18 protein-coding genes and 5 tRNA genes are annotated in these 23,605 nt (G+C 44.3%); 3 read left to right on the top strand and 20 right to left on the bottom strand.

Annotated features, from left to right (window positions below):
* Positions 1 to 34: 34 nt before the first annotated feature.
* From fusA to JEY82_RS07145, 18 genes are all read right to left on the bottom strand, one after another.
* Entirely contained in the window at positions 35 to 2,104 is a 2,070-nt protein-coding gene (gene fusA / locus JEY82_RS07230; protein ID WP_304084314.1) for an elongation factor G, read from the bottom strand.
* A 12-nt stretch (positions 2,105 to 2,116) separates the two neighbouring features.
* Complete coding sequence (gene rpsG, locus JEY82_RS07225; RefSeq protein WP_092159622.1) at positions 2,117 to 2,587, bottom strand: 30S ribosomal protein S7; 471 nt, start codon at positions 2,585 to 2,587, stop codon at positions 2,117 to 2,119.
* 23 nt (positions 2,588 to 2,610) lie between these two features.
* On the bottom strand, positions 2,611 to 2,982 hold the full coding sequence (gene rpsL, locus JEY82_RS07220; RefSeq protein WP_085100839.1) for a 30S ribosomal protein S12: 372 nt from the start codon (positions 2,980 to 2,982) through the stop codon (positions 2,611 to 2,613).
* A gap of 159 nt (positions 2,983 to 3,141) precedes the next feature.
* Positions 3,142 to 7,299 carry a DNA-directed RNA polymerase subunit beta' gene (rpoC, locus tag JEY82_RS07215; RefSeq protein WP_304084311.1) on the bottom strand — a complete coding sequence of 1,386 codons (4,158 nt, stop codon included), beginning with the start codon at positions 7,297 to 7,299 and terminating at the stop codon, positions 3,142 to 3,144.
* Positions 7,300 to 7,359: 60 nt separating this feature from the next.
* On the bottom strand, positions 7,360 to 11,463 hold the full coding sequence (gene rpoB / locus JEY82_RS07210) for a DNA-directed RNA polymerase subunit beta (protein ID WP_304084309.1): 4,104 nt from the start codon (positions 11,461 to 11,463) through the stop codon (positions 7,360 to 7,362).
* A gap of 300 nt (positions 11,464 to 11,763) precedes the next feature.
* Positions 11,764 to 12,150 carry a 50S ribosomal protein L7/L12 gene (gene rplL, locus JEY82_RS07205; RefSeq protein WP_304084307.1) on the bottom strand — a complete coding sequence of 129 codons (387 nt, stop codon included), beginning with the start codon at positions 12,148 to 12,150 and terminating at the stop codon, positions 11,764 to 11,766.
* A gap of 44 nt (positions 12,151 to 12,194) precedes the next feature.
* Entirely contained in the window at positions 12,195 to 12,716 is a 522-nt protein-coding gene (gene rplJ, locus JEY82_RS07200; protein WP_304084304.1) for a 50S ribosomal protein L10, read from the bottom strand.
* Between the two features lie 144 nt (positions 12,717 to 12,860).
* Positions 12,861 to 13,565, bottom strand: coding sequence for a 50S ribosomal protein L1 (rplA, locus tag JEY82_RS07195; RefSeq protein WP_304084301.1), 705 nt, complete (start codon positions 13,563 to 13,565; stop codon positions 12,861 to 12,863).
* 16 nt (positions 13,566 to 13,581) lie between these two features.
* Positions 13,582 to 14,007: a 50S ribosomal protein L11 gene (rplK, locus tag JEY82_RS07190; RefSeq protein ID WP_092159628.1), complete on the bottom strand. Its 426-nt coding sequence runs from the start codon at positions 14,005 to 14,007 to the stop codon at positions 13,582 to 13,584.
* Between the two features lie 73 nt (positions 14,008 to 14,080).
* Entirely contained in the window at positions 14,081 to 14,641 is a 561-nt protein-coding gene (gene nusG / locus JEY82_RS07185) for a transcription termination/antitermination protein NusG (RefSeq protein WP_304084296.1), read from the bottom strand.
* 25 nt (positions 14,642 to 14,666) lie between these two features.
* Entirely contained in the window at positions 14,667 to 14,921 is a 255-nt protein-coding gene (gene secE, locus JEY82_RS07180) for a preprotein translocase subunit SecE (RefSeq protein ID WP_304084293.1), read from the bottom strand.
* Positions 14,922 to 14,940: 19 nt separating this feature from the next.
* Positions 14,941 to 15,017, bottom strand: a tRNA-Trp gene (locus JEY82_RS07175).
* 14 nt (positions 15,018 to 15,031) lie between these two features.
* Entirely contained in the window at positions 15,032 to 15,181 is a 150-nt protein-coding gene (rpmG, locus tag JEY82_RS07170; RefSeq protein WP_092159631.1) for a 50S ribosomal protein L33, read from the bottom strand.
* A 3-nt stretch (positions 15,182 to 15,184) separates the two neighbouring features.
* Complete coding sequence (gene tuf, locus JEY82_RS07165; RefSeq protein WP_304084289.1) at positions 15,185 to 16,378, bottom strand: elongation factor Tu; 1,194 nt, start codon at positions 16,376 to 16,378, stop codon at positions 15,185 to 15,187.
* A gap of 71 nt (positions 16,379 to 16,449) precedes the next feature.
* A tRNA-Thr gene (locus JEY82_RS07160) sits at positions 16,450 to 16,525 on the bottom strand.
* A gap of 44 nt (positions 16,526 to 16,569) precedes the next feature.
* Positions 16,570 to 16,645: transfer RNA gene (locus JEY82_RS07155), tRNA-Gly, on the bottom strand.
* A gap of 59 nt (positions 16,646 to 16,704) precedes the next feature.
* Positions 16,705 to 16,789: transfer RNA gene (locus JEY82_RS07150), tRNA-Tyr, on the bottom strand.
* Positions 16,790 to 16,813: 24 nt separating this feature from the next.
* Positions 16,814 to 16,889: transfer RNA gene (locus tag JEY82_RS07145), tRNA-Thr, on the bottom strand.
* A gap of 340 nt (positions 16,890 to 17,229) precedes the next feature.
* On the opposite strand from JEY82_RS07145, the gene JEY82_RS07140 reads away from it, so the two are divergent.
* From JEY82_RS07140 to JEY82_RS07130, 3 genes are all read left to right on the top strand, one after another.
* Positions 17,230 to 18,195 (top strand): tRNA-dihydrouridine synthase, encoded by a 966-nt coding sequence (locus JEY82_RS07140; RefSeq protein WP_304084286.1) that lies wholly within the window; start codon positions 17,230 to 17,232, stop codon positions 18,193 to 18,195.
* Between the two features lie 115 nt (positions 18,196 to 18,310).
* Positions 18,311 to 19,261, top strand: a complete 951-nt coding sequence (locus tag JEY82_RS07135; protein WP_304084283.1) for a chemotaxis protein — start codon at positions 18,311 to 18,313, stop codon at positions 19,259 to 19,261.
* 22 nt (positions 19,262 to 19,283) lie between these two features.
* A complete protein-coding gene (locus JEY82_RS07130) occupies positions 19,284 to 21,068 on the top strand; it encodes a chloride channel protein (protein WP_304084281.1) in 1,785 nt (594 codons plus the stop codon).
* 2 nt (positions 21,069 to 21,070) lie between these two features.
* On the opposite strand, the gene JEY82_RS07125 is transcribed toward JEY82_RS07130, so the two are convergent.
* Together JEY82_RS07125 and hypE are read right to left on the bottom strand one after the other, a co-directional pair.
* Positions 21,071 to 22,465 carry an EAL domain-containing protein gene (locus JEY82_RS07125; RefSeq protein WP_304084279.1) on the bottom strand — a complete coding sequence of 465 codons (1,395 nt, stop codon included), beginning with the start codon at positions 22,463 to 22,465 and terminating at the stop codon, positions 21,071 to 21,073.
* A gap of 131 nt (positions 22,466 to 22,596) precedes the next feature.
* Positions 22,597 to 23,604, bottom strand: a complete 1,008-nt coding sequence (gene hypE, locus JEY82_RS07120; protein WP_304084277.1) for a hydrogenase expression/formation protein HypE — start codon at positions 23,602 to 23,604, stop codon at positions 22,597 to 22,599.
* Position 23,605 lies beyond the last annotated feature (1 nt).

Below are 23,605 nucleotides of genomic sequence, written 5' to 3'. Positions count from 1 at the left end.
GTCAAGTAAAATCTAGGATAAACTTATTTTTATCTTAGTTTTTATTGATCAACTCTTCTGCAATACTTGCTGGAACCGGCTCGTAATGATCGAACTGCATGGAGAATGTTGCACGTCCCTGAGTCTTGGAGCGAAGATCGGTTGCGTAACCGAACATCTCACTAAGAGGAACATCACATTTAATGACCTGTGCGTTAGCACGGCCTTCCATGTTGCTGACCTTACCACGACGACCGTTAAGGTCACCCATGACATCACCGAGGTAATCATCAGGAGTAACGACTTCAACAGCCATAATAGGCTCGAGAAGTTGTGGACCAGCCTTCTTAACTGCGTCTTTGAGAGCCATTGAACCGGCAATGTAGAAAGCCTGCTCAGAGGAGTCAACGTCATGATAAGAACCGTAGGTCAGTGTTGCTTTGATATCAACTAAGGGGAATCCTGCGATTACTCCGTTTTTCATGGCGTCATGAATACCACGGTCAACTGCTGGAATGTATTCTTTAGGAATAATTCCGCCCTTAATTTCATCAACAAACTCGTATTCTTTCTCTGGATTAGGCTCAATGGTAATGACAACATGTCCGTACTGACCACGACCACCAGACTGTTTAGCATATTTAAGGTTTGACTCAACCTGCTTAGTAATGGTTTCACGATAAGAAACCCTTGGTGCTCCAACGTTAGCATTAACATTGAATTCACGAAGCAGACGGTCAACGATGATTTCAAGATGAAGTTCACCCATACCGGCAATAAGAGTCTGCCCTGTTTCTTCGTCCCCTTTGACGCGGAAAGAAGGATCTTCTTTTGCAAGCTTAGCAAGACCAGCACTAAGGAGGTCTCTATCAGCTTTGGTTTTAGGCTCAATTGCAACTTCAATAACTGGTTCTGGAATATCAAGAGATTCAAGAACTACAGCTTTTTTCATTTCTGCAAGAGTGTCACCGGTAGCCATAGTCTTAAGACCAACAGCTGCGACGATATCCCCTGCATACGCTTCTTTGATTTCTTCACGCTTGTTAGCATGCATCTTAAGAAGACGACCAATACGTTCCTTTTTACCGCTGGCAGCGTTGATGAAAGTATCACCACTGACAATTTTACCGGAGTAAAGACGAAGGAATGTAAGATGACCGACAAAGGGGTCTGTCATCAGTTTGAATGAAAGAGCTGCAAGCGGCTTGTCAATGTCACAAGGACATACAATGCTTTCGCCATTGTCCGGATCAATCCCTACCATTGCAGGAATATCAAGCGGAGAAGGAAGATAATCAATAACAGCATCAAGCAGTGGCTGTACACCTTTGTTCTTAAATGCGGTACCGCACAGAACTGGGCATATTTTCAAGCTGATTGTAGCTGCACGAATACCTTTGATAATTTCTTCAGGGGTAAGTTCGTCACCACCGAGATATTTATCAAGAAGTTCTTCATTTTCTTCTGCGATAGCTTCAATCATTTCAAGACGCATTGACTCGTACTGTTCAACCATATCGGCTGGAATCTCTTCAACGCTATAATCCTTACCCATTGTATCATCATGATATGTGTAAGCTTTACCTGTTACGAGACAAACAGAACCGAGATATGCATCTTCATTGCCGATTGGGATCTGAAGCGGTACTGCTTTAGCACCGAGACGATCACGCAGCATATCAACACAACGGAAGAAATCTGCTCCAGTACGGTCCATTTTATTAATGAAAGCGATACGTGGAACATTATATCTATCAGCCTGACGCCATACGGTTTCAGACTGAGGCTCAACGCCTGCAACAGCATCAAATACTGCTACAGCTCCATCGAGCACACGCAGAGCACGTTCAACTTCCATTGTGAAGTCAACGTGACCTGGTGTATCAATAATATTAATACGGTAATCTTTCCAGAAACATGTGGTAGCAGCACTAGTGATAGTGATGCCGCGCTCTTGTTCCTGAACCATCCAGTCCATGGTGGCTTCGCCGTCATGAACTTCGCCTATTTTGTGTGAAACACCGGTATAGTATAATATGCGTTCAGTAGTGGTAGTTTTACCCGCATCAATGTGGGCCATAATACCAATATTACGCTGTTTATCACTTGTAACCTTCTTAGACACGATAAACTCCGATTACCAACGGTAATGAGCAAAAGCCTTGTTGGCTTCAGCCATGCGATGAACGTCTTCTTTCTTCTTAACAGCACCACCACGCTTGTTGTAAGCGTCGAGGAATTCACCACTAAGACGAGCGACCATACCTTTCTCACCTCTGGAACGTGCCTGATTTATCAGCCACCTGATAGCCAAAGAACCCTGACGCTCAGGACGGACTTCAACTGGAACCTGATAAGTCGCACCACCGACACGGCGTGATTTAACTTCCGCGTGAGGTTTAACATTTTCAATTGCTTTTTCAAAAGCTTTGATTGGATCTTCCTGGGTTTTTTCACCGAGGAATGCAAGAGCTTCATAAAATATTTTTTCAGAAACACTCTTCTTGCCGTCGAACATGAGTCTATTCATGAACTTAGTTGCAAGCTGACTACCATAAACTGGGTCAGGAAGAATTTGTCTCTTGGGTACTGGACCTTTACGAGGCATATTAATACTCCTTAGAATAAAAACTATTTAGGACGTTTAGCGCCGTACTTAGAACGACCCTTACGACGATCTGCGACACCAGCGGTATCGAGTGATCCGCGAACAATATGGTAACGAACACCAGGTAAATCTTTTACTCTACCACCGCGGATTAGTACCACGGAGTGTTCCTGAAGGTTATGACCTTCACCACCAATGTAAGCGGTTACTTCGATGCTATTAGTCAAACGCACACGTGCGACTTTACGCAGTGCGGAGTTAGGCTTTTTAGGGGTGGTTGTATACACTCTAGTGCATACTCCACGACGCTGGGGGCAAGCTTGAAGAGCAGGAGTCTTCTTACGCTTAAGCTGCTTTTCACGCCCTTTTCTAATGAGCTGATTAATGGTTGGCATGAACCCTCCAAATTTATTTCGTTATGCAAAGACCGACGCAGTTAGACTAAATTTTCGAGATTTGTCAAGAACAAATCCAATCTAAATATAAATTCAGATTAGAATCAGGCTGCAACGACCTGTTCTAAAATCATGTTTAACTGCGTACTGGCGCTAGCATTATCTTTCATTAATGAGCAACGGCTCGTCTTCTAATTCCTCAAGAAACTTATCGGCACGTTCCGGCTGATCAGGAACGATCACTGCAGTCTGCGCATATCTACGGAAGCCGGTTCCGGCAGGAATCAAGCGACCGACGATTACGTTCTCTTTCAAGCCGCGCAGATAATCTTTCTTGCCGCGCAGGGATGACTCGGTAAGAACCTTTGTCGTCTCCTGGAATGATGCAGCAGAAATAAATGACGCAGTTGAAAGTGAAGCTTGAGTAATTCCGAGAACATGAGTCTGAGCTGTAGCAGGCTTAAGCCCGTTTTTGACAGCTTCCTCATTTTTCTCCATAAACCGCTGCTTATCCACCTGTTCTGCAACAAGGAAGTGAGTTTCACCGGGATCAACGATGGAAACTTTCTTGAGCATCTGACGGACAATAACTTCGATATGCTTATCGTTAATTCCAACACCCTGGAAGCGGTAAACGTCCTGAATTTCTTCCACCAGAAAGCGTGCGAGATATTTTTCGCCCTTAACTTTCAAGATATCATGAAGTTCCGGAAGTCCTTCAGTCATCAAATCACCAGCTTCAACGAAGTCTCCTTCCTGAGCAGTAATATGACGTCCTTTTGGTACCAAGTATTCCTTGGTAACTCCAACTTCAGGTGTAACAATGATTTTGCGCTTGCCTTTGGATTCGGGTCCGTAGGAGACCACACCATCAATCTCCGTAATGATTCCAAGTTCCTTTGGTTTGCGCACTTCAAACAGTTCCGCAACTCTAGGAAGACCACCAACAATATCTTTGGTCTTCGAAGTTTCGCGAAGTTTACGTGCAATAATTTCACCACCGGTGACGGTGTCACCATCTTTTACCATCAAAAGAGCACCTACAGGAAGAGGATAAGTAGCTTTTAAGGTTGACCCTGGACGAGTCAAAGGCTCTCCATCTTCGCCGCAAATAGACATTGACGGTTTGAAGTTCGTGGTACGGTATTCAGTAATCGTATATGTTGCCCTGTTAGTGGCTTCATCAATCCTTTCCTGGAATGTTTTACCTTCAACTAAGTCGGTAAATTTAACCGTACCTGCAACATCAGTGATGAACGGTTCTGCAAGCGGATCCCATTCGGCCAAGACCGTATTATGGGTAACTTCCTGCCCGTCCTCCACGTAAAGTTTAGCACCCAGAGGCAGAACGTATTTTTCACGTTCTCTACCCTGCTCATCCACAATAGCAACCTGGCAACTCTTACCAAGAACCATTTGATGTCCTTCGACATTGCGAACTGAGCGCATACGGTTAAGTACTACTGAACCGTTATGCTGAGCTTCAAAAGATGACTGCTGAATCTCACGACTAGCCGTACCACCGATATGGAAGGTACGCATTGTGAGCTGAGTTCCCGGCTCACCGATTGACTGTGCTGCGATAATACCGACAGTTTCACCAACGTTAACGATATGTCCTCTTGCAAGGTCACGACCGTAACACATAGCGCATACACCCTGCTTGCTTCTGCAAGTCAGAGGTGAACGAACGATCATCGAGTTGATGCCGTTATCATCAATAAGTTTCGCAAAGCGTTCATCAATTAAAGTATTAGCAGGAACTAAAATTTCATCAGTTCCTTCCTTGGTTATGGGATGGATTGTCACACGACCAAGTACTTTTTCGGAGAGGCGTTCTTTTATTTCTCCGCCCTTGATGTAATGAGTAAGTTCAAGACCGTCAACTGTTCTACAATCATTTTCAGCAACAGTAACGTCCTGAACAACATCAACCAGACGACGAGTAAGATAACCGGAGTTTGCAGTTTTAAGTGCAGTATCCGCGAGACCTTTACGAGCACCATGAGTGGAAATAAAGTACTGAAGAACCGAAAGACCTTCACGGAATGAAGAAGTAATCGGTGTTTCAATAATTTCTCCAGAAGGCTTGGCCATCAGACCACGCATACCTGCAAGCTGTCTCATCTGGTCCTGGTTACCTCTTGCACCTGAGTGAGCCATCATAAAGACAGGGTTGAAACTGGAGTTAGACTCCTGTTTTCCTGTCACTGGATCAGTCAGAATATCAGCAGACATTTCAAGAGTCATTTCACTTGAAACATCATTAGTAACTTTCGTCCAAACGTCGACTACCTTGTTGTACTTTTCAGTACGGGTAATGATACCTTCACGGTACTGAGCTTCAATATTTTCAACTTCGATATAAGCATCTTCAAGAAGACCGGCTTTCTTTTTAGGAATTGTGAGGTCTTTAACGCCGATAGTAATAGCGGCTCTTGTTGCGTGCTCATAACCAAGGTCTTTAAGTCTGTCACAAAGAATAACTGTCGCCTTACTACCCGCTGTGCGGTAAGCATCGGAAACGAGGCGTGCAATATTCTTCTTGGTCATAACCATGTTAACCTGATCATAGCTCATGCCTTCAGGAACCAGTTCACCAACAAGAATACGACCACAAGTAGTATCTACAAGTTTGCCGTCAATTCTTACTTTAACGCGAGCATGCAGACTTACAACATCTGCATCAAGGGCAGTAATAACTTCCCAAGGACCGGCGAAGATCATGCCTTCACCTTTGGCAAAAGAACGATCAACAGTTAAATAGTAGAGTCCAAGAACGATATCCTGACTCGGGTTGATGATCGGCTGTCCATTCGCAGGCGAAAGGATATTATTTGAAGACATCATCAAAACACGGCACTCAATCTGTGCTTCAACAGAAAGAGGTACGTGAACAGCCATCTGGTCACCGTCAAAGTCAGCGTTATATGCAGAACATACAAGCGGGTGAAGCTGAATAGCTTTACCTTCGATCAAAGTCGGTTCAAAAGACTGAATACCAAGTCTATGCAAAGTAGGAGCACGGTTAAGCATAATAGGGTATTCACGAACAACGTCGTCAAGAATATCCCATACAACTAAATCTTCACGCTCTACCATTTTCTTTGCACTTTTGATGGTAGTTGCAATTTCTCTGCGTTCAAGCTCTGCATAAATAAACGGCTTGAAAAGTTCCAAAGCCATCTTCTTAGGAAGACCACACTGATGCAGTTTGAGCTTAGGCCCAACAACAATAACAGAACGACCGGAATAGTCGACACGTTTACCGAGAAGGTTCTGACGGAAACGTCCCTGCTTACCCTTAATCATATCAGACAAGGATTTCAAAGGACGACCATTAGTTCCGGTAATTGCGCGGCCACGGCGACCGTTATCAAAGAGAGCATCAACAGATTCCTGAAGCATCCTTTTTTCATTACGGATGATAATATCAGGAGCCCCGAGCTCAATCAGTCTTTTAAGACGATTATTTCTGTTAATAACACGACGATAAAGATCATTAAGATCAGAAGTTGCAAAACGTCCACCGTCAAGAGGAACAAGAGGACGAAGTTCTGGAGGAATGACCGGAATTACATCCATGATCATCCACTGACAATTATTGCCAGACTCAAGGAAGGCTTCAACGATTTTAAGGCGTTTAGTAAGCTTCTTTTTCTTGGTCTGCGAACGTGTTGTCAAAGATTCTTCGCGCAACTCAGTCCGGAGAGTAAGCATATCAATTTCTGCAAGCAGACCCTTGATTGTCTCAGCTCCCATTCCGACTTTGATGGCATCTTCACCGTAATGATCTATAACCTGAAAGTACTGGTCTTCAGAAATAATCTGATGTGCCTTAAGAGGTGTCTCACCCGGCTCAAGGACTATATATGAATCAAAATATAGAACTTTCTCAAGATCAGCCATAGTAATATCTAAAAGCGTGCCGATCTTAGAAGGAAGTGTTTTAAGGAACCAGATGTGAGCAACAGGAGCAGCAAGTTCAATATGCCCCATACGTTCACGTCTAACCTTGGAAGCAATAACTTCAACACCGCATTTTTCGCAGACAATGCCGCGATGCTTCATGCGCTTATACTTACCGCAGTTACACTCGTAGTCCTTAACAGGTCCGAAAATTTTAGCACAAAAGAGTCCATCTCTTTCAGGCTTAAAAGTTCTATAGTTAATTGTCTCGGGCTTCTTAACTTCACCGAAAGACCATTCTCTGATCTTTTCAGGAGAAGCAATGGAAATCTGAATTCCTTTGAGGCCACGCCCTGCGTCGCCTGCGCCGGATGTTCTACGCATAGTGAACAATTCGTCCAGACTCATTAATATACCCCTTTCGTGAAAAGGTTTATCTAGTCGCGGGGCCTTGCGGCCCCGCGCTCATTATTTCGTTATAGCGGAAGTTTCTTCTTCGTCATCCTGAAGCAAAGTAACATCAAGACCAAGAGACATAAGCTCTTTAATCAGAACGTTAAACGATTCAGGGAGTCCAGCTTCAAGGAAGTTATCACCCTTGACGATTTTTTCATACATTTTTACACGACCGGTAACATCATCGGATTTGACAGTCAGGAATTCCTGAAGCAGGTAGGCTGCACCGTATGCTTCAAGTGCCCAAACTTCCATTTCCCCGAGTCTCTGTCCACCAAACTGAGCTTTACCGCCCAGAGGCTGCTGAGTTACCAGCGAGTAAGGTCCGGTTGAACGGGCGTGAATCTTTTCATCAACTAAATGATGAAGCTTAAGAATGTACATAACCCCGACTGTTACGCGGTTGTGGAAAGGTTCTCCGGTACGTCCATCCCAAAGGGTGACTTTACCGTCGTCAGGAATCCCGGTTTTTACAACCAGATCCCAGATTTCTTTCTCTGTAGCACCGTCGAAAACAGGGGTCTTAGTGACAATACCTTCACGTGCTTTATTAAGAGCATCTTTGAATTCATCATCATCAAGGCTGTCAACAAGCTCAAAAACATCTTCTGAATCGAAGGTGCTCTTGACCTCTTTACGTATTTCATCAAGGGCGGTACCGGCATCAAACATTCTTGCGAACTTATGTCCAAGTTCAAGAGCTGCCCAACCAAGATGTGTTTCCATAATCTGACCGATATTCATTCGAGAAGGAACCCCAAGAGGGTTCAAAACGATGTCCATCGGAGTACCATCTGCAAAGAACGGCATATCCTGTTCAGGAAGGATACAGGAAACAACACCCTTGTTACCATGGCGTCCAGCCATTTTATCACCTACGGAAAGCTTACGCTTAACCGCAATGTAGACCTTGACCATTTTGATAACGCCAGGAGGCAAATCATCACCTTCGGTGACTTTTTCGCGCTTAACGTCATAAATGCCCTTAATAACGCGTATCTGCTTATCATATTCACCAAGAAGATATTTAACAGCTTCATTGGTGTCTTTGTCTGAGAAAAGACCGCCCAGTTTCTTAAGTGGTATTTCACTAAGGATAGCATCAGTAATAGTGTGTCCTGCTTCTGCAAGAACTTCACCCTTTCTGCGTCCCATAAGAGTCTGGTTGATCTGCTTGTTACTAACGACGGCGTTAATTTTTTCGCGAGTCTTAATAGTGAGAGAATCGATGTGTTTGCTTTCTTTCATATCATGCTTAGAAAGCTCAAAATCTTCGATGGCCTTAGTACGGTCATCTTTCTCACCGGATCTGCGGTTAAACACCTTAACGTCAATAACAGTTCCCTCGATTCCCGGTGGAACCTTGAGAGATGTATTTTTTACATCGCGAGCTTTATCACCGAAGATAGCTCTGAGGAGTTTTTCTTCAGGTGTCAGCTGTGTTTCACCTTTAGGAGTGATCTTTCCGACGAGAATATCATCGGGAGTAATACGGGCTCCAAGGCGGATAATACCACATTCGTCAAGATTGCTGAGCATATCTTCACTGACGTTAGGAATATCGCGAGTAACTTCTTCGGGTCCAAGCTTGGTATCACGTGCTACGAGTTCGAATTCCTCAATATGAACTGAGGTGTAAACGTCTTCTTTTACAACACGTTCTGAAATAAGAATGGCATCCTCAAAGTTAAAACCACACCAAGGCATAAATGCCACGAGAAGGTTTTTACCAAGAGCAAGTTCTCCGTCCTTGATTCCAGGTCCGTCAGCTAGAACTTCACCCTTAGAAACGCGGGTTCCAACCTGAAGTCTCGGACGGGCACCATAACATGAGTTCTGATTGGACTTGTGCCATTTCTGAAGCTCATAATGTTTTATACCGCCGGTATCAGGATAAATCCCGTCATCGTATCTAAGTACGAGACGTTCTGCATCAACGTAATCAATATATCCGTCAAATTCAGCAAGTAGACAACTACCGGAATCCTGCGCAACGTTTGCTTCCATTCCGGTTCCGACTAAAGGCTGAGCTGTTTTAAGAAGTGGAACAGCCTGACGCTGCATATTCGATCCCATGAGTGCTCGGTTAGCATCATCATGTTCAAGGAACGGAATAAGTGCAGCTGAAACAGAAACTGTCTGACTCGGGCTGATGTCCATGAGAGTTACGTCTTCACGAGGCATCATGGAAACATCACCGTTACGGCGTGAGGTTACAAGCGGATTAACGAATGATCCCTCAGCAGAAATAGGCGCGTTTGCCTGAGCAACAACGTGACCAACTTCTCTAGTCGCGTCATAATATAATATTTCATCAGTCATAGTGGAATCTTTGATTGTCCGGTAAGGACTTTCAATGAAACCGAATTCGTTAACCTTGGAATAAGTTGTCAAGGAAACGATAAGACCGATGTTTGGTCCTTCAGGAGTTTCAATAGGGCAGATTCTGCCGTAATGACTTACGTGAACGTCACGGACTTCAAATCCTGCACGTTCACGGGTAAGACCGCCGGGTCCAAGAGCAGACAATCTACGCTTATGAGTTACCTCGGAAAGCGGATTCGTCTGATCCATAAACTGTGACAACTGAGAGGTTCCGAAGAACTCTTTAAGAACAGCTGCTACAGGCTTAGGATTGATCAAGTCATGCGGCATAAGAGTTGCTACTTCCTGGAGGCTCATGCGCTCCTTGATAGCTCTTTCCATACGAACTAGACCAATTCTGTATTGATTTTCGACAAGCTCGCCAACAGGACGTACACGTCTGTTACCAAGGTTATCGATATCATCAGCAGGACCATGACTGTCTTTAAGTTTACAAAGAAGCAGAACAGCCTTTAAAATGTCGCCGTTAGTGAGAGTCCTCAATTCAAGAGGAGTATCAACTGCAAGACGTGCATTTAATTTGTAACGACCAACGGATGAAAGGTCATAGTAGTCTGAACTGCGGAATAAATTCTCAAAGAAGTTTGCAGCAATTTCTGCAGTCGGAGGAGAACTTGGACGAAGTCTGCGGTAGATCTCGATCTGCGCACTTTCGACGTCAGCACTCTTATCCAACATGAGCGTATCACGCAAAGAAGAGGAGGTATCCGCGCCCAGAGTAAGAAGTACTTTCACTTCTTTAAGGCCGACTTCCTGTATTCTTTCAAAAACTTCTTCAGTAATTTCGTCAGCAGACTCAGCAAGAACTTCACCTGTATCAGGATCAGTAATATCTACAGCAGCAAATTGTCCTATAATGCATTTAGGATCAACTTCGATATATTCAACGCCGCCGCGGACAAGCTTACGCCAGCCGAACTTAGTAATAGGTTTATCACGCTCTACGATGACTTTGCCATCTTCGAGTGAGAGATCAACCCATGCAGTTTCTTTACGGTACTGATTCTCCACAACTTTACGTCGTGCAATGTGTCTATCAAGCTTGTATTCTTCAACTTCATAGAAAAAGTCGAGAATATCCTGCTTAGACAGCCCCATAGCTTTGAGAAGAACAGTCGCAGGCATTTTACGACGCCTGTCAATACGAACATAAAGAATATCTTTATGGTCAAAATCAAAATCCAGCCATGAACCGCGCATGGGAATGACCCTGCAACTATAAAGAACTTTTCGGCTGGTATGTGTTTTACCCGAATCATGTTCAAAAATGATACCGGGAGAACGTTGCAACTGGTTAACAATTACGCGTTCAGTACCGTTTATGATAAACGTACCCTGCTCACTCATGAGCGGTACGGTTCCGAAATAAATGTCCTGCTCTTTAATGTCGCGAATAGTCCTGCTTTCGGATTCTTCATCAACATCAAAGACTACGAGACGAACCTTAATACGGATAGGGGCTTCATAAGTAAGTCCCTTCGAGATACACTCGTCCATATCATATTTAGGCTCACCGATATCGTAGCTAACATATTCAAGACTTGCAGTTTTGTTGAAGTCTTCAATAGGAAAAACCGAACGAAATACCCCTTCTAAACCAATGTCTGCCCTACTGGCCGGCGCAACGCCTTCCTGAAGGAACTTTACAAAGGAATCAACCTGCAATTCAAGCAGGTGAGGTACCGGCAGTGTGACTTTGATCTTTCCAAATATTTTTCTGAGCTGACCCATCGTATCCTCATCAAGTGAGAAGGTTAGGGTTGGGAAGAAGCGATTTGACGAACATCAACCAATAATAAATCATTGGTACGCCAAAAAGTGCAAGACGAACATAGTGCGGCAGAACAATTTTGCCTACAACGAGAAATTTTTTAACCATTTAGATTACGCAATGAAGAACCATCTGCGCGAGTCTGAATCTAATCTAAATAGTTCATCAGGCAATTTTGTCAATCTTTTTAACAGCGAGAAGAGCGCAACCCCTGTGCGGGGGCGTGCGCTCCTCTTGCATTGACAATGAATTTGCTTGAGCTATTTCATTTCAGCGTCAGCACCAGCTTCAGTAAGCTGCTTAAGAGCTTCTTCTGCTTCTGATTTTTCTACGCCTTCTTTGATAGCTGCAGGAGCTTCGTCTACTTTAGCTTTAGCTTCTTTCAGACCAAGGCCTGTGAGAGCGCGGACAGCTTTGATAACAGCAATCTTGTTTCCGCCGGCACCCTTAAGGATAACGTCGAATTCAGTCTGCTCTTCTTCAGCTGCGCCAGCGTCAGCGCCAGCAGGTGCTGCTGCAAATGCTGCTACTGGAGCTGCTGCAGAAACACCGAATTTTTCTTCAAGTTCTTTGATGAACTCGGAAAGTTCAAGAACTGTCATGCTGGAAATGAATTCTACAACCTGGTCTTTAGTAATATCTGACATGGAAATTTCCTCCTGGGATTCTTTGAATTGCCTTGACTTGGCAGTTATGCAGCTTCCTTCTGGTCCTTAACAGCTGTAAGAACATTCAGAAGTCCGCGTGGTACATTTGCGAGAACTCTCACAAAGTTAGTGGGCACAGCATTCATTGTGCCAAGAGCCTTGCCTAAGAGCTCTTCCTTGCTCGGAAGCTTGGAGAGCGCCTGTACGCCAGATTCGTCAAGATACTTACCCTCAAGGCTGGCAAAACGCATAGAGAATTTTTTGCTTCCCTTAGCGAAATCTGCAACTGCTTTTGCTGCCGCAACAGGATCTTCATATCCAGTTACAATTGCACAGTTTTCCTTGAATTTATCGGCCAGAATACCGTGATCGGTACCCTCAAACGCCAACCGGGCCAGAGTGTTCTTAACGACTTGGCAATCGACACCGACTTCTCTTAGTTTAGCGCGAAGATCAGTAAATTCTTCAACGCCGAGACCTTTGAAGTCAGTAACGATGGCAATGCTCGCCCTTTCAGCTACTTCTTTGAGCTGCTCGATAATCTGGGCTTTTTGTTGCCTTTTCACCTTAACACTCCTAATGATTTGACCCGGAAAGCAAGTCAAAGTAATGTCTCGGCAGGAAATTAAGGGACCATCCCTCCTGCTTTCTTCGACTAAACTTCCCGTGTATTTAAACATCAAAAGCCGCCAAAAGCGGCATCTGATGATTTAGGACTCTACGTACTTTCTTGCTGCCAATGGATCTACTCTGAAACCAGGACCCATGGTGGTAGCCACGGCAACTGCTTTCATGTAAGTCCCTTTAACCGTTGAAGGTTTAAGTTTGTTGACAGTATCAAGAAGGGATTTAAGATTCTCAAGGAGCTTTTCAGCACCGAAAGAAACTTTCCCGATAGGAGCATGAAGAACACCAGCCTTGTCGACCTTGAATTCTACGCGTCCAGCTTTAACTTCGCTAACGGCTTTAGCTACGTCAAAAGTAACGGTTCCAGTTTTAGCATTAGGCATCAGACCGCGAGGTCCAAGTACTCTACCGATAAGACCGACTTTCGCCATCATATCAGGTGTAGCAATGGCTTTATCGAAATCAAGCCATCCTTCTTTAACTTTTTCAACCAAATCTTCGCCACCGACAAAGTCGGCACCGGCAGCTTTGGCTTCCGCTTCTTTTTCCCCACTACAGAAGCAAGCTACTCTTACTTCTTTTCCGAGTCCGTTAGGCAGGGTTACTGCTCCACGAATCATCTGATCGGAATACTTGGGGTCGACTCCAAGGTTGATGGCTACATCAACGGTCTCGTCGAACTTTGCATACGCCTTTTCAACTGCAAGTTTAACAGCATTTTCTACGGTTAAACCGTATGAATCTGTCCCTTCAGTTGCATTTCTGTATTTTTTTCCGTGCTTAGGCATGATCTTTTCCCCTCACCTAGTCTGTGACTTCAATGCCCATACTGCGGGCTGTGCCCATGATGCTTTTCATAGCAGCTTCAGTATTTGCAGAGGTCAAGTCGGGAGCTTTAAGCTTAGCGATTTCTTCAACCTGGGCTTTGGAAACCTTACCGACTTTGTTCTTGTTTGGCTCTCCGGAACCTTTTGCTAACTTTGCAGCTTTAAGCAATAATGTGGAAGCCGGAGGAGTCTTAGTAATGAAGGAAAAGGACCTGTCATGATAGACAGTAATAATGACCGGAGTGATCATGCCCTTTTGGTCCTGCGTTTTAGCGTTAAACGCTTTGCAGAATTCCATTATATTGACACCATGCTGACCTAACGCAGGTCCGACCGGTGGGGACGGATTAGCTGATCCAGCTGGAATCTGAAGCTTAATTTTGCCTATTTCTTTCTTGGCCATCGCTTTATGTCCTATATAAAAATTCAGTGAGGGTGCTCACTGTCGGAATGAATATAATGCAGTGCGGTCAGAATTACCCTTTGGTAACCTGAACAAAGTCCAGTTCCACCGGAGTCTGGCGACCGAATATGGAAACTGACACGCGAAGCTTACCTTTATCGTAGTTGACATCCTCTACGAGTCCGTTGAAACCACTGAAAGGTCCGTCAATGACCCGGACATCGTCGCCCCGATCAAAGTTGAACTTGGGTCTCGGCTGTTCCTGACGGTCTTCCATCAGACTCAGGATTTTAGCTGCTTCGCTGTCACGCATTGGAGTCGGGCGGTTTTTACCACCGATGAATCCAGTTACGCGTGGGATAGATTGGATGAGATGCCAGGACTCATCTTCCATGATCATTTTGATCATGACGTAACCCGGATAAAATTTCCGAGTAGACGTTCTCTTTTCCCCTTTGACCAACTCGACCACTTTTTCCGTGGGAACAACGACTTCTTCGATCAGACCATTGTCCTGACCAATTCTCATCATTTCACGGACAGTCTGCTCAACCCGCTGTTCATATCCTGAATAGACATGAACTATATACCAACGGGCTTTCCTTCCCTGAGGTTTTTCAGCGTCTTCGTTCATGAGGCTTTCTGTTGTTTGAGTTGATTTAAGATAAAATAGCCTCAACAAATTTTGAGAGGCCTAGGTCAACAACACCCAGAAATATAGACATGACTACGACAAGGACCAAGACAGCGGTACAGGTCTGAATAGTCTCTTTCTGAGTAGGCCATACGACCTTCTTCATCTCGACCTTTGACTGCTCTAGAAATTCGGCAAATTCTTTGAATTTAGCACCAATTCCACGAGGTTCAGTATTGGTCAGCTGAGATCCCGCACTTTTATTTTTTTTCTTGGCCATATTGATTCCCAAAATGAAGTGGCAGGCCAGGAGGGATTCGAACCCCCAGCATCCGGTTTTGGAGACCGGCGTTCTAGCCGTTGGAACTACTGGCCTGCGTTTTATAGAATCTACTTGGTTTCTTTATGAAGAGTATGCTTCTTATCGAAAGGGCAATACTTTTTCAATTCAATACGACCAGTAGTGTTCTTTTTATTCTTCATCGTCGAATAGTTACGACGTTTACACTCGGTGCACTGCATCAGAACTTTGACACGCATGTCTTACTCCATAATCTCAGTTACAACCCCAGCACCTACGGTGCGGCCACCTTCGCGAATAGCGAAGCGAAGTCCCGGATCCATGCCGATTGGGTTGATCATCTCAACAATAAATGTTGCGTTGTCACCAGGCATTACCATTTCTACGCCTTCTTCCAGTGTTACGATACCAGTGATATCGGTAGTACGGAAGTAGAACTGAGGACGGTATCCGGAGAAGAATGGAGTGTGACGTCCGCCTTCATCTTTATTCAAGATGTAGACTTCTGCCTTGAATTTTGTGTGAGGATGAATGGAACCTGGAGCGGCAAGAACCTGTCCACGTTCAACATCTTCGCGCTTGGTACCACGAAGGAGTACACCAACGTTGTCGCCAGCCTGCCCCTGATCGAGGAGCTTGCGGAACATTTCAACACCAGTACAAGTAGTCTTGACGGTGTCTTTGATACCTACGATTTCAACTTCTTCACCAACTTTAACGACTCCACGCTCAACACGACCTGTTACAACAGTACCGCGACCTGAGATGGAGAAAACGTCTTCGATTGGCATAAGGAAAGGTTTATCGATATCACGTACAGGCTCTTCGATGTAAGTATCGCAAGCTTCGAGAAGTTCAAAGATAGGCTTTGCATCGTCGCTTTTGATATCTTCAGTTTCGAGAGCTTTAAGAGCTGAACCCATGATGATTGGAAGATCATCACCAGGGAAGTCGTAGGCGGAAAGAAGTTCGCGAATTTCCATTTCTACGAGTTCAAGCAACTCTTCGTCGTCAACCATGTCGCACTTGTTCATGAAAACAACAACGAAAGGAACACCAACCTGACGAGCAAGCAGGATGTGCTCACGAGTCTGAGGCATAGGACCATCAGTTGCAGCCACAACAAGAATTGCTCCGTCCATCTGTGCTGCACCAGTAATCATATTCTTGATGTAATCAGCATGACCAGGACAGTCAACGTGTGCGTAGTGACGATTAGCAGTTTCGTATTCTACGTGAGCAGTAGCAATAGTGATACCGCGTTCTTTTTCTTCAGGAGCCTTGTCAATTTGGTCGAAGGCAACGTATGTGCCGTTTCCTGAGAGACCAGCCATCTTAGTGATAGCAGCGGTCAAAGTTGTCTTACCATGGTCAATGTGACCGATGGTACCGATATTAACATGAGGCTTCTTCCGTTCGAATTTAGCTTTTCCCATGATAAATCCCCCTAAATTTTCTTTCAGCTTCGTGCTGATTTAAAGCGTTCAAAGGTCATTAAATAAATGTATGGAGCCCACGTCCGGACTTGAACCGGAGACCTCTTACTTACCAAGCAAGTGCTCTACCGACTGAGCTACGTGGGCTTCTATTAAACGCGCAGGTGGACTATGGGAGGTAAATTCAGAAATGGAGCGGGAAACGAGATTCGAACTCGCAACCCTCAGCTTGGAAGGCTGATGCTCTAGCCGTTGAGCTATTCCCGCTCTTTGTCCGTAGTTACACAACAGGTCTCCCTGTCTCCTACAGCGCGATTATCTAATAGTGGTGGTGGGGGGAGGATTCGAACCTCCGAAGGCGAAGCCGACAGATTTACAGTCTGTTCCCTTTGGCCACTCGGGAACCCCACCACTATATTTTTCAACCGTTACTAATGGAGCTGGCGATGGGACTTGAACCCGCAACCTGCTGATTACAAATCAGCTGCTCTACCAATTGAGCTACGCCAGCACATTTAACGAGCGATTTAACTACAAGTTCTTTTCCGGAATTGCAAGCTTTTTCTGAACTTTTTTTTCACCGAAGTGAAAGTTTTGTCTTCGAAGTGCAAAGTGAAAAATTTGAATGAACTTGTGTTTCGCCGAAGCAACGAAGCGGGGTTTAAAGGGAAATCGACTTATAAGTCAACCCCTTTTTTTATTTTTTTTATTTTTTTTTCACTACTCAAAACCTCCACTCCCCCGGCAAGGCAGGTAAACATTGACTTTATGTCTTTTTGGTGTATTTCATGCCTCCTCAATAAATTTGTACTTTATCTACTCAAACACTTTTTTATTTCAGGTATAACCATATGAATTTACTTTCTATACATCCCAAAAAACCTTGGCTAGCTCCTCTGGCAGGATATTCCGACCTTCCATTTCGTATGTTATGCAGAAATAGAGGCTGTGCAGTCGCCTGCACTGAAATGATCAGCGTAAAAGGGCTTAAATACAATGGTAACGGAACCAAGTCCTTACTTACTACCTGCCCTGAAGATAATCCGCTTGTAGTTCAACTCTTTGGAGGAGATCCGCAAGATTACCTTGATACTATGCCTGAACTGATTGATCAGGGCCACTCTTTCTTTGATTTAAACTCGGGATGCCCTGTCAAGAAAGTGCTTAAGGCCGGCGGAGGCTCCGCCCTGCTGCTTGAACCTGACAGGTTAATAGAAACCGCTGCGAACATGGTTAAAGTTGCAGGAGAGGGCCGTGTCGGAGTTAAGATCAGACTTGGATTCATGTCCGGGGAAGATAATTACCTTGAAGTGGCTCGTAGGCTCGAAGATGTAGGCATCGGCTGGATCACACTCCACCCGAGATATGCCAAGCAGATGTTTTCCGGCACCGCAGACTGGTCAAAATTAGCCATTCTTAAAAAGCATGTATCAATCCCTGTAATAGGAAGCGGTGATCTTTTTACGGCTGAAGATGGTATCGAGTGTATAAGACAGACTGGAATTGACGGTATTATGTTTGCCCGTGGCGCTTTATATGATCCTGCGATCTTTTCGCGTTACTTAAAACTCATTGACGAACCGAATTGCGATTCCCTTCCGGAATTTGATTTAGGCAAAACAATGGAAGAACATATTCTATCAAGCCGCGAATTTGATGAAAGCAACGGTTCCTTTAGAAAAATTCGATCCATACTTCCCAGATATGCTAAAGGACTCAACGGGATAAGAGCTGTTCGCGGCAGTATTTCCAAGTGTCAAAACTGGGATGAACTTCTGGATGCAGTCCGAAAAATATCGCTTTTGATTAACGAGTAACTATTTTAATATTTATTTGTTATTTTTTTACCCTCTGTGTTGACGGTTAGTCTCATCTAAGGGTAATATATATTTTGTAATCATACATATGACCAGAACATTACCGGAGACCACTATGTCATCCCAGACCGACATCTTACTTGAAGCAGGTACCAACGAACTTGAAATCGTTGAATTCTGGCTTGAAGAACCTCCCCAGGAAGACGGGGAAGAAAACTACCGTGGGTTTTACGGTGTAAACGTAGCAAAAGTTCTCGAAATTATAAGAATGCCTGAAAAGGTTACTCATCTGCCTAAAGTTGCCCACCCTGCAATAATGGGTACATTCAATCTTCGTAACAAGGTTATTCCACTTGTCGACTTAAGCTATTGGCTCAATAAAAAACGTGTTGAAACTGAACCTCCTAAAGTAATCGTTACAGAGTTCAACAACGTATCTTCCGCTTTCCTAGTCTCAGGCGTAACTAGAATTCACCGAATCAGCTGGGAAAAGGTTGAGGCTCCCTCAACTTACGTATCTACCCTCTCTCAAGATTCAATTACCGGTGTTGTAAAGTTTGATGACCGTATTTCTCTTATCCTTGATCTGGAAAAGATTGTCGCAGAGCTCAACCCTGCGCTGGGTCTTCACCTTGACGATTCCATAGACTGGGACGTTACAGGTGGATACAAAGCTCTGATCGCTGATGACTCCACACTTATACGCGAAATGCTGTTCGAGCTTATGACCAGAGCTAAATTTTTGGTTGAAACAGCCAAGACAGGACGTGAATGCTGGGACAAGCTGCTGATACTGAAAAATCAATCCATCGAGGAAGACAGACCCATCACAGATTTTATCAATGTGGTCGTCTCCGACATCGAAATGCCGGTCATGGACGGACACAATCTGACTGTACGCATTAAGGCCGATCCAATTCTCAAAGAACTTCCTGTTATCCTTTTCTCCTCTATTATTACCGATAAGCTGCGCCATAAAGGGGTATCAGTCGGAGCTGATGACCAGATATCAAAACCGGAAGTAACAGAACTTGCGAAAAGAGCCATTGCCCTTATAAGAAAATAACCAGAATGGAAATCCACTTACTATGGTTTCCCGCGACGGACTAGGCAACAACGGAAAAAGGCCTGAATCAAGATTTAACAGCCCGCGAACTCAATACTTGCTGTTAATGACCTTTTCCGTTGTCATCGGCCTTGCTGCTGCGATGGGAGCCTTTTTTTTTAGATGGCTGATAGAGTTGTTCCAGTCAACATTCTGGAATAAAGGGCACAATTTCCTCGAAAGCGTAACAAATTCGCCATGGTGGCTTATAATGCTACTCCCCTGTGCAGGCGGACTTATTGCTGGAGTGATCATCACCCGCTGGGCTCCAGAAGCCCGAGGTCCGGGAGTACCGGAGGTAATCAAAGCTATCGCTGTCCGCGGCGGCGTAATCCGGCACAGAATCACTTTTTTAAAAGCAATCGTAACCAGTCTTCTGATAGGTTGCGGAGCATCAGTAGGCCGGGAAGGACCTATCGTACAGATAGGAGCATCACTAGGCTCCTCAGTATCTAGACTATTCAAATTAGATAAAAGCATGCTCCCTGTTTGCGTAGCAGCCGGAGCGGCTGCCGGAATATCCGCGACATTCAATGCTCCGCTGACCGGAACTCTCTTTGCTATCGAAATACTGCTGCTCGACACCGAAATATCTTATATCAGCCATATAATAGTAGCCTCGGTAACGGCTTCCGCTCTTTCAAAATTTTTCTGGGGAGATTTTCCAACCTTCGACGCTCCTCATTTCACTTTCAATAACTTCGAAGAACTTATCATATTTTTCATTCTGGGTATTCTTGCGGGATTTGTTTCACTGACATTTGTTGCAATGATCAGAACTTCTGAAAACATCTTCGACAAAATTCCGATTAAAAACTGGATGAAGCCGGGACTTGGAGGACTCATCCTTGGTTTAATTGCTCTTAAAATTCCCGGAGTAATGGGTGTTGGGTACGAAACCATCAATCTGGGTCTTACTGGAATACTGCCTCTTGACCTAGCCTTGCTCCTTCTAGTCGCCAAAATGGTTGCAACGTCGCTTTGCCTTGGTTCAGGCATGAGCGGAGGTATTTTTGCTCCGTCACTGGTGCTTGGGGCAACTCTGGGCGTTTCCGTCAGTACGGGTATTAACATGCTGCTGCCGGATTTGGCATTGACTCACAGTCAATATGCTCTGGTAGGAATGGGAACAGTGGTTGCTGGAACGACACTTGCCCCTATCACTGCTGTTCTGACGGTTTTCGAGCTTACTTACTCATACAAAATTATATTGCCCATGATGGTCGGCTGCATCACCAGTACACTCGTAGTCAGACTTCTCAACGGGTACTCAATTTACGAATCCAAATTACTGCGCCAAGGTGTAAATATAATCAGAGGGCACGATGAGTCTGTGCTGGTGAATGTCGCTGTAGCAGAAGTGATGGAAACAGATTTCGACACACTCAATTCGTCAGATTCCCTGCACAAAGCAATGGAAATGGTCCTGAGTTCCCCTTTTCCGCACTTTCCGGTAATAAACAAGGAGGAGACCTTAGAAGGGATTTTAACGCTGCGAGACATGCGCGCCTACTTCAAGGATCCAGACTACCTGAAAGAACTTCCTGCAATTGTCGATTCTCTCATGAACAGAACCATTGTTTCAGTTCCGCTGGATTCTAATCTGAAAGAAGCATTAATGCTTTTCGAACGGACAGGAGTCTCTTTTCTCCCGGTTACAGACAGTCAGAACAAAGTCATCGGAATTATTAAATCGATCGAGGCCTTCAAAATATTTCGTGAAAGGAGGCAAAGAAACAGAATTCTGTCTCTTTCCGCCAGAGACTAACTCTATTCCGGTTTCTGTTTCTGCTCCGGTTTTTGATCCTGTTCCTTTTCAGAAACTAACTCCTGCGGCGGCTCCAATCCCTGTTCTTGTTCAGGCACTGATTCCTGCTTAGGTTCCTTTTTCTGTTCTTGTTCCTTCTGCGATTCCGGTTTCTGCTCCGGTTTCTGAGACTTATCTAAATATTCAAGAACCAGAATTAATCCTCTTCGAGTTTCCTGTCTGTAAAAAAAACTTGCAATATATCTTGAGTCTTCCCTGCAAAAAGCAGAACGCCGCAGCCTTCCCGCAACTTTCTCAAGCCCTGAATTTAAGTAAATAAAATAATCTTCATGGCTATGATCTCTACCTGTAAGTGATACTTCGACACTCTTTCCGATAACATCTCCAGATTTACCCACAAAACGCTGCGAAACCTGCTTACCAGATGCATCCAAAACAAAAACCGAAACAATACCATGCTCTTTTTTTATCAACTCTTTAAGAACATCATTCACCCCCGCAAACTCTTCCTGTTGCAATTTCAACACAGTACTCTTTAAAACAAGATGATAATGAGCAAACACTTCACGTGACTCATCAAATTTTAATATTTTTACACCTCTAAAGTCAGCACCGAGATTCGCCATTTTCTCACCAAAAGTGGATGTGCTGCTTTCACCTTCCTCCTCATTGGTATAAAAAAAACCCTGTTGAATATAAAAACCTGCTTCAGCAAGTGCAAGGGCTTCTCCTTCTGTTTCAACCCCTTTGGCAATAGGCATTGCCCCGGCAAGTTTAAAAGTGAATGCTGCAGCCTTAACCATATCTTTTTTGTAGTTCGATTTATCAAGTCCTTTAAAAAAGAAACGGTCAAGCTTAACAAAATCAGGGCGAATCTTAAAAACAACTTCTAATCCAGCCAAACTTACCCGGGTATTATCCAACGAAATTCTGTACCCATTTTCCTGCAAAGATTTTATCAAACGAAGTGGTATCTTTTTTTCAAGTTGAGAAACCTCAAATTCAAACGCGATTGTACGGGGGTTAAACTTAAAGGACTCTACAGCCTTAAACGGAGAAAGCTTTCCATTCTCAGGCAAATTATAAACATTGCTGTTTACGTTCAAAAACAAAATCATATTTTTATATTTACGGTGAATATCCCGAAACGAGTCCAAACTCTTATTAAGACAAAGCATTTCAACCTTAAATTGCGTATCCGGAGGTAACGAGGAGCTAAACAGGCAAGCAGGTTCAACTATTGTCTTTCCAAGCTCATCGACACCACGGGAAAAGGCTTCAAAACCGATAACTCCTTTTGACTCAAGGGAAAGCACCGGCTGATAAAAGACCTCAACACCTTTACCTTCTAATATTTGACCTACAGCAGTTTGGCATTCGTTAGAAAAATTTTCCACGGCATACTCCTTTCTTATTTAATTCCTAACATGTTTTCCTTTATGTTTCACCATTTTCTCCACCACAAAAAAGAGCTCCGCTTCTTTTCAGAAACGGAGCTCTCGCATCACGTGTATATCAACTTAGAACATTAACAAATTCTAGGTAGCTGCTCACCTTCGAGCATATTCAAAAGACGTCTTCCTCCAAGCGGAGTTACGAGGATAACTTTTCCAGGATTTGCATCGGTAATATTTCCAATCTGACAAGCATCCTTTCCATGTTTATCCGCACGCATAATCTCAAGAGCCTGTTCTGCGTATTTCTGAGGCAGAATACATAAGAATTTACCCTCATTCGCGAGATAAAGAGGATCAAGTCCAAGGATAGAACAGCCTCCGACAACTTCCGGTTTAACCGGAATGGAGGACTCTTCAAGTTCACAACATACATTTGAAGCAGTCGTAATCTCGTTCAAAGTTGTGGCAAGCCCGCCGCGAGTAGGATCGCGAAAAACATGAACGTCAGGAATTTCTTGCACCAGCTTAACCAAAAGATGATTCAAAGCCGCACTGTCACTCATAACGTTTGATTCAAGAGAAATTCCTCCGCGCGTTCCAAGAACAGTCAAGCCGTGATCACCCATTGTTCCGCTGATTAAAACAGCATCACCGACAGTAGCTCTGTCTCCGCTAGGCATAGGATCAGCCACAATCTGACCTACTCCTGTTGTATTGATAAAAATTTTATCAATAGCGCCTTTCGGAACAACCTTAGTATCTCCGGTAACGATTGCCACTCCGGCATCTTTGACAGCTTCACTCATGGAAATAACAACCTTTTCAAGGTCAGCCATAGGAAAGCCTTCTTCGATGATATAAGCACAAGTCAGATACTTAGGAATAGCACCGAGCATGGCAACATCATTGACTGTGCCGTGGACAGCCAGAGAACCGATATCTCCACCGGGGAAGAAAATAGGGTCAACCGTAAAGCTGTCAGTACTCATGGAAATTTTGCCGTCTATATTAAATGCGGCAGCATCATTGAGTCTTTCAAGCTCAGGATTAGCAAAATGCTTAATAAAGAGTTCCGAAATAAGTCTCTGGGAAGCTCTTCCGCCAGAACCGTAATCAAGTAAAACTTTATCTGAGGACATA

The organism is Maridesulfovibrio ferrireducens (assembly GCF_016342405.1).
GTDB lineage: Bacteria > Desulfobacterota > Desulfovibrionia > Desulfovibrionales > Desulfovibrionaceae > Maridesulfovibrio > Maridesulfovibrio ferrireducens_A.
The sequence above is the reverse complement of the archived record's forward strand: the minus strand, read 5'-3'. Positions and strand labels throughout refer to the sequence as shown.

Bases quoted from the DNA above. Each gene is read 5' to 3' on its own strand.
- rpsG (WP_092159622.1), bottom strand. From the start codon at position 2,587: ATGCCTCGTAAAGGTCCAGTACCCAAGAGACAAATTCTTCCTGACCCA.
- rpsL (WP_085100839.1), bottom strand. From the start codon at position 2,982: ATGCCAACCATTAATCAGCTCATTAGAAAAGGGCGTGAAAAGCAGCTT.
- rpoC (WP_304084311.1), bottom strand. From the start codon at position 7,299: ATGAGTCTGGACGAATTGTTCACTATGCGTAGAACATCCGGCGCAGGC.
- rpoB (WP_304084309.1), bottom strand. From the start codon at position 11,463: ATGGGTCAGCTCAGAAAAATATTTGGAAAGATCAAAGTCACACTGCCG.
- rplL (WP_304084307.1), bottom strand. From the start codon at position 12,150: ATGTCAGATATTACTAAAGACCAGGTTGTAGAATTCATTTCCAGCATG.
- rplA (WP_304084301.1), bottom strand. From the start codon at position 13,565: ATGCCTAAGCACGGAAAAAAATACAGAAATGCAACTGAAGGGACAGAT.
- rplK (WP_092159628.1), bottom strand. From the start codon at position 14,007: ATGGCCAAGAAAGAAATAGGCAAAATTAAGCTTCAGATTCCAGCTGGA.
- nusG (WP_304084296.1), bottom strand. From the start codon at position 14,641: ATGAACGAAGACGCTGAAAAACCTCAGGGAAGGAAAGCCCGTTGGTAT.
- secE (WP_304084293.1), bottom strand. From the start codon at position 14,921: ATGGCCAAGAAAAAAAATAAAAGTGCGGGATCTCAGCTGACCAATACT.
- rpmG (WP_092159631.1), bottom strand. From the start codon at position 15,181: ATGCGTGTCAAAGTTCTGATGCAGTGCACCGAGTGTAAACGTCGTAAC.
- tuf (WP_304084289.1), bottom strand. From the start codon at position 16,378: ATGGGAAAAGCTAAATTCGAACGGAAGAAGCCTCATGTTAATATCGGT.
- JEY82_RS07140 (WP_304084286.1), top strand. From the start codon at position 17,230: ATGAATTTACTTTCTATACATCCCAAAAAACCTTGGCTAGCTCCTCTG.
- JEY82_RS07135 (WP_304084283.1), top strand. From the start codon at position 18,311: ATGTCATCCCAGACCGACATCTTACTTGAAGCAGGTACCAACGAACTT.
- JEY82_RS07130 (WP_304084281.1), top strand. From the start codon at position 19,284: ATGGTTTCCCGCGACGGACTAGGCAACAACGGAAAAAGGCCTGAATCA.
- hypE (WP_304084277.1), bottom strand. From the start codon at position 23,604: ATGTCCTCAGATAAAGTTTTACTTGATTACGGTTCTGGCGGAAGAGCT.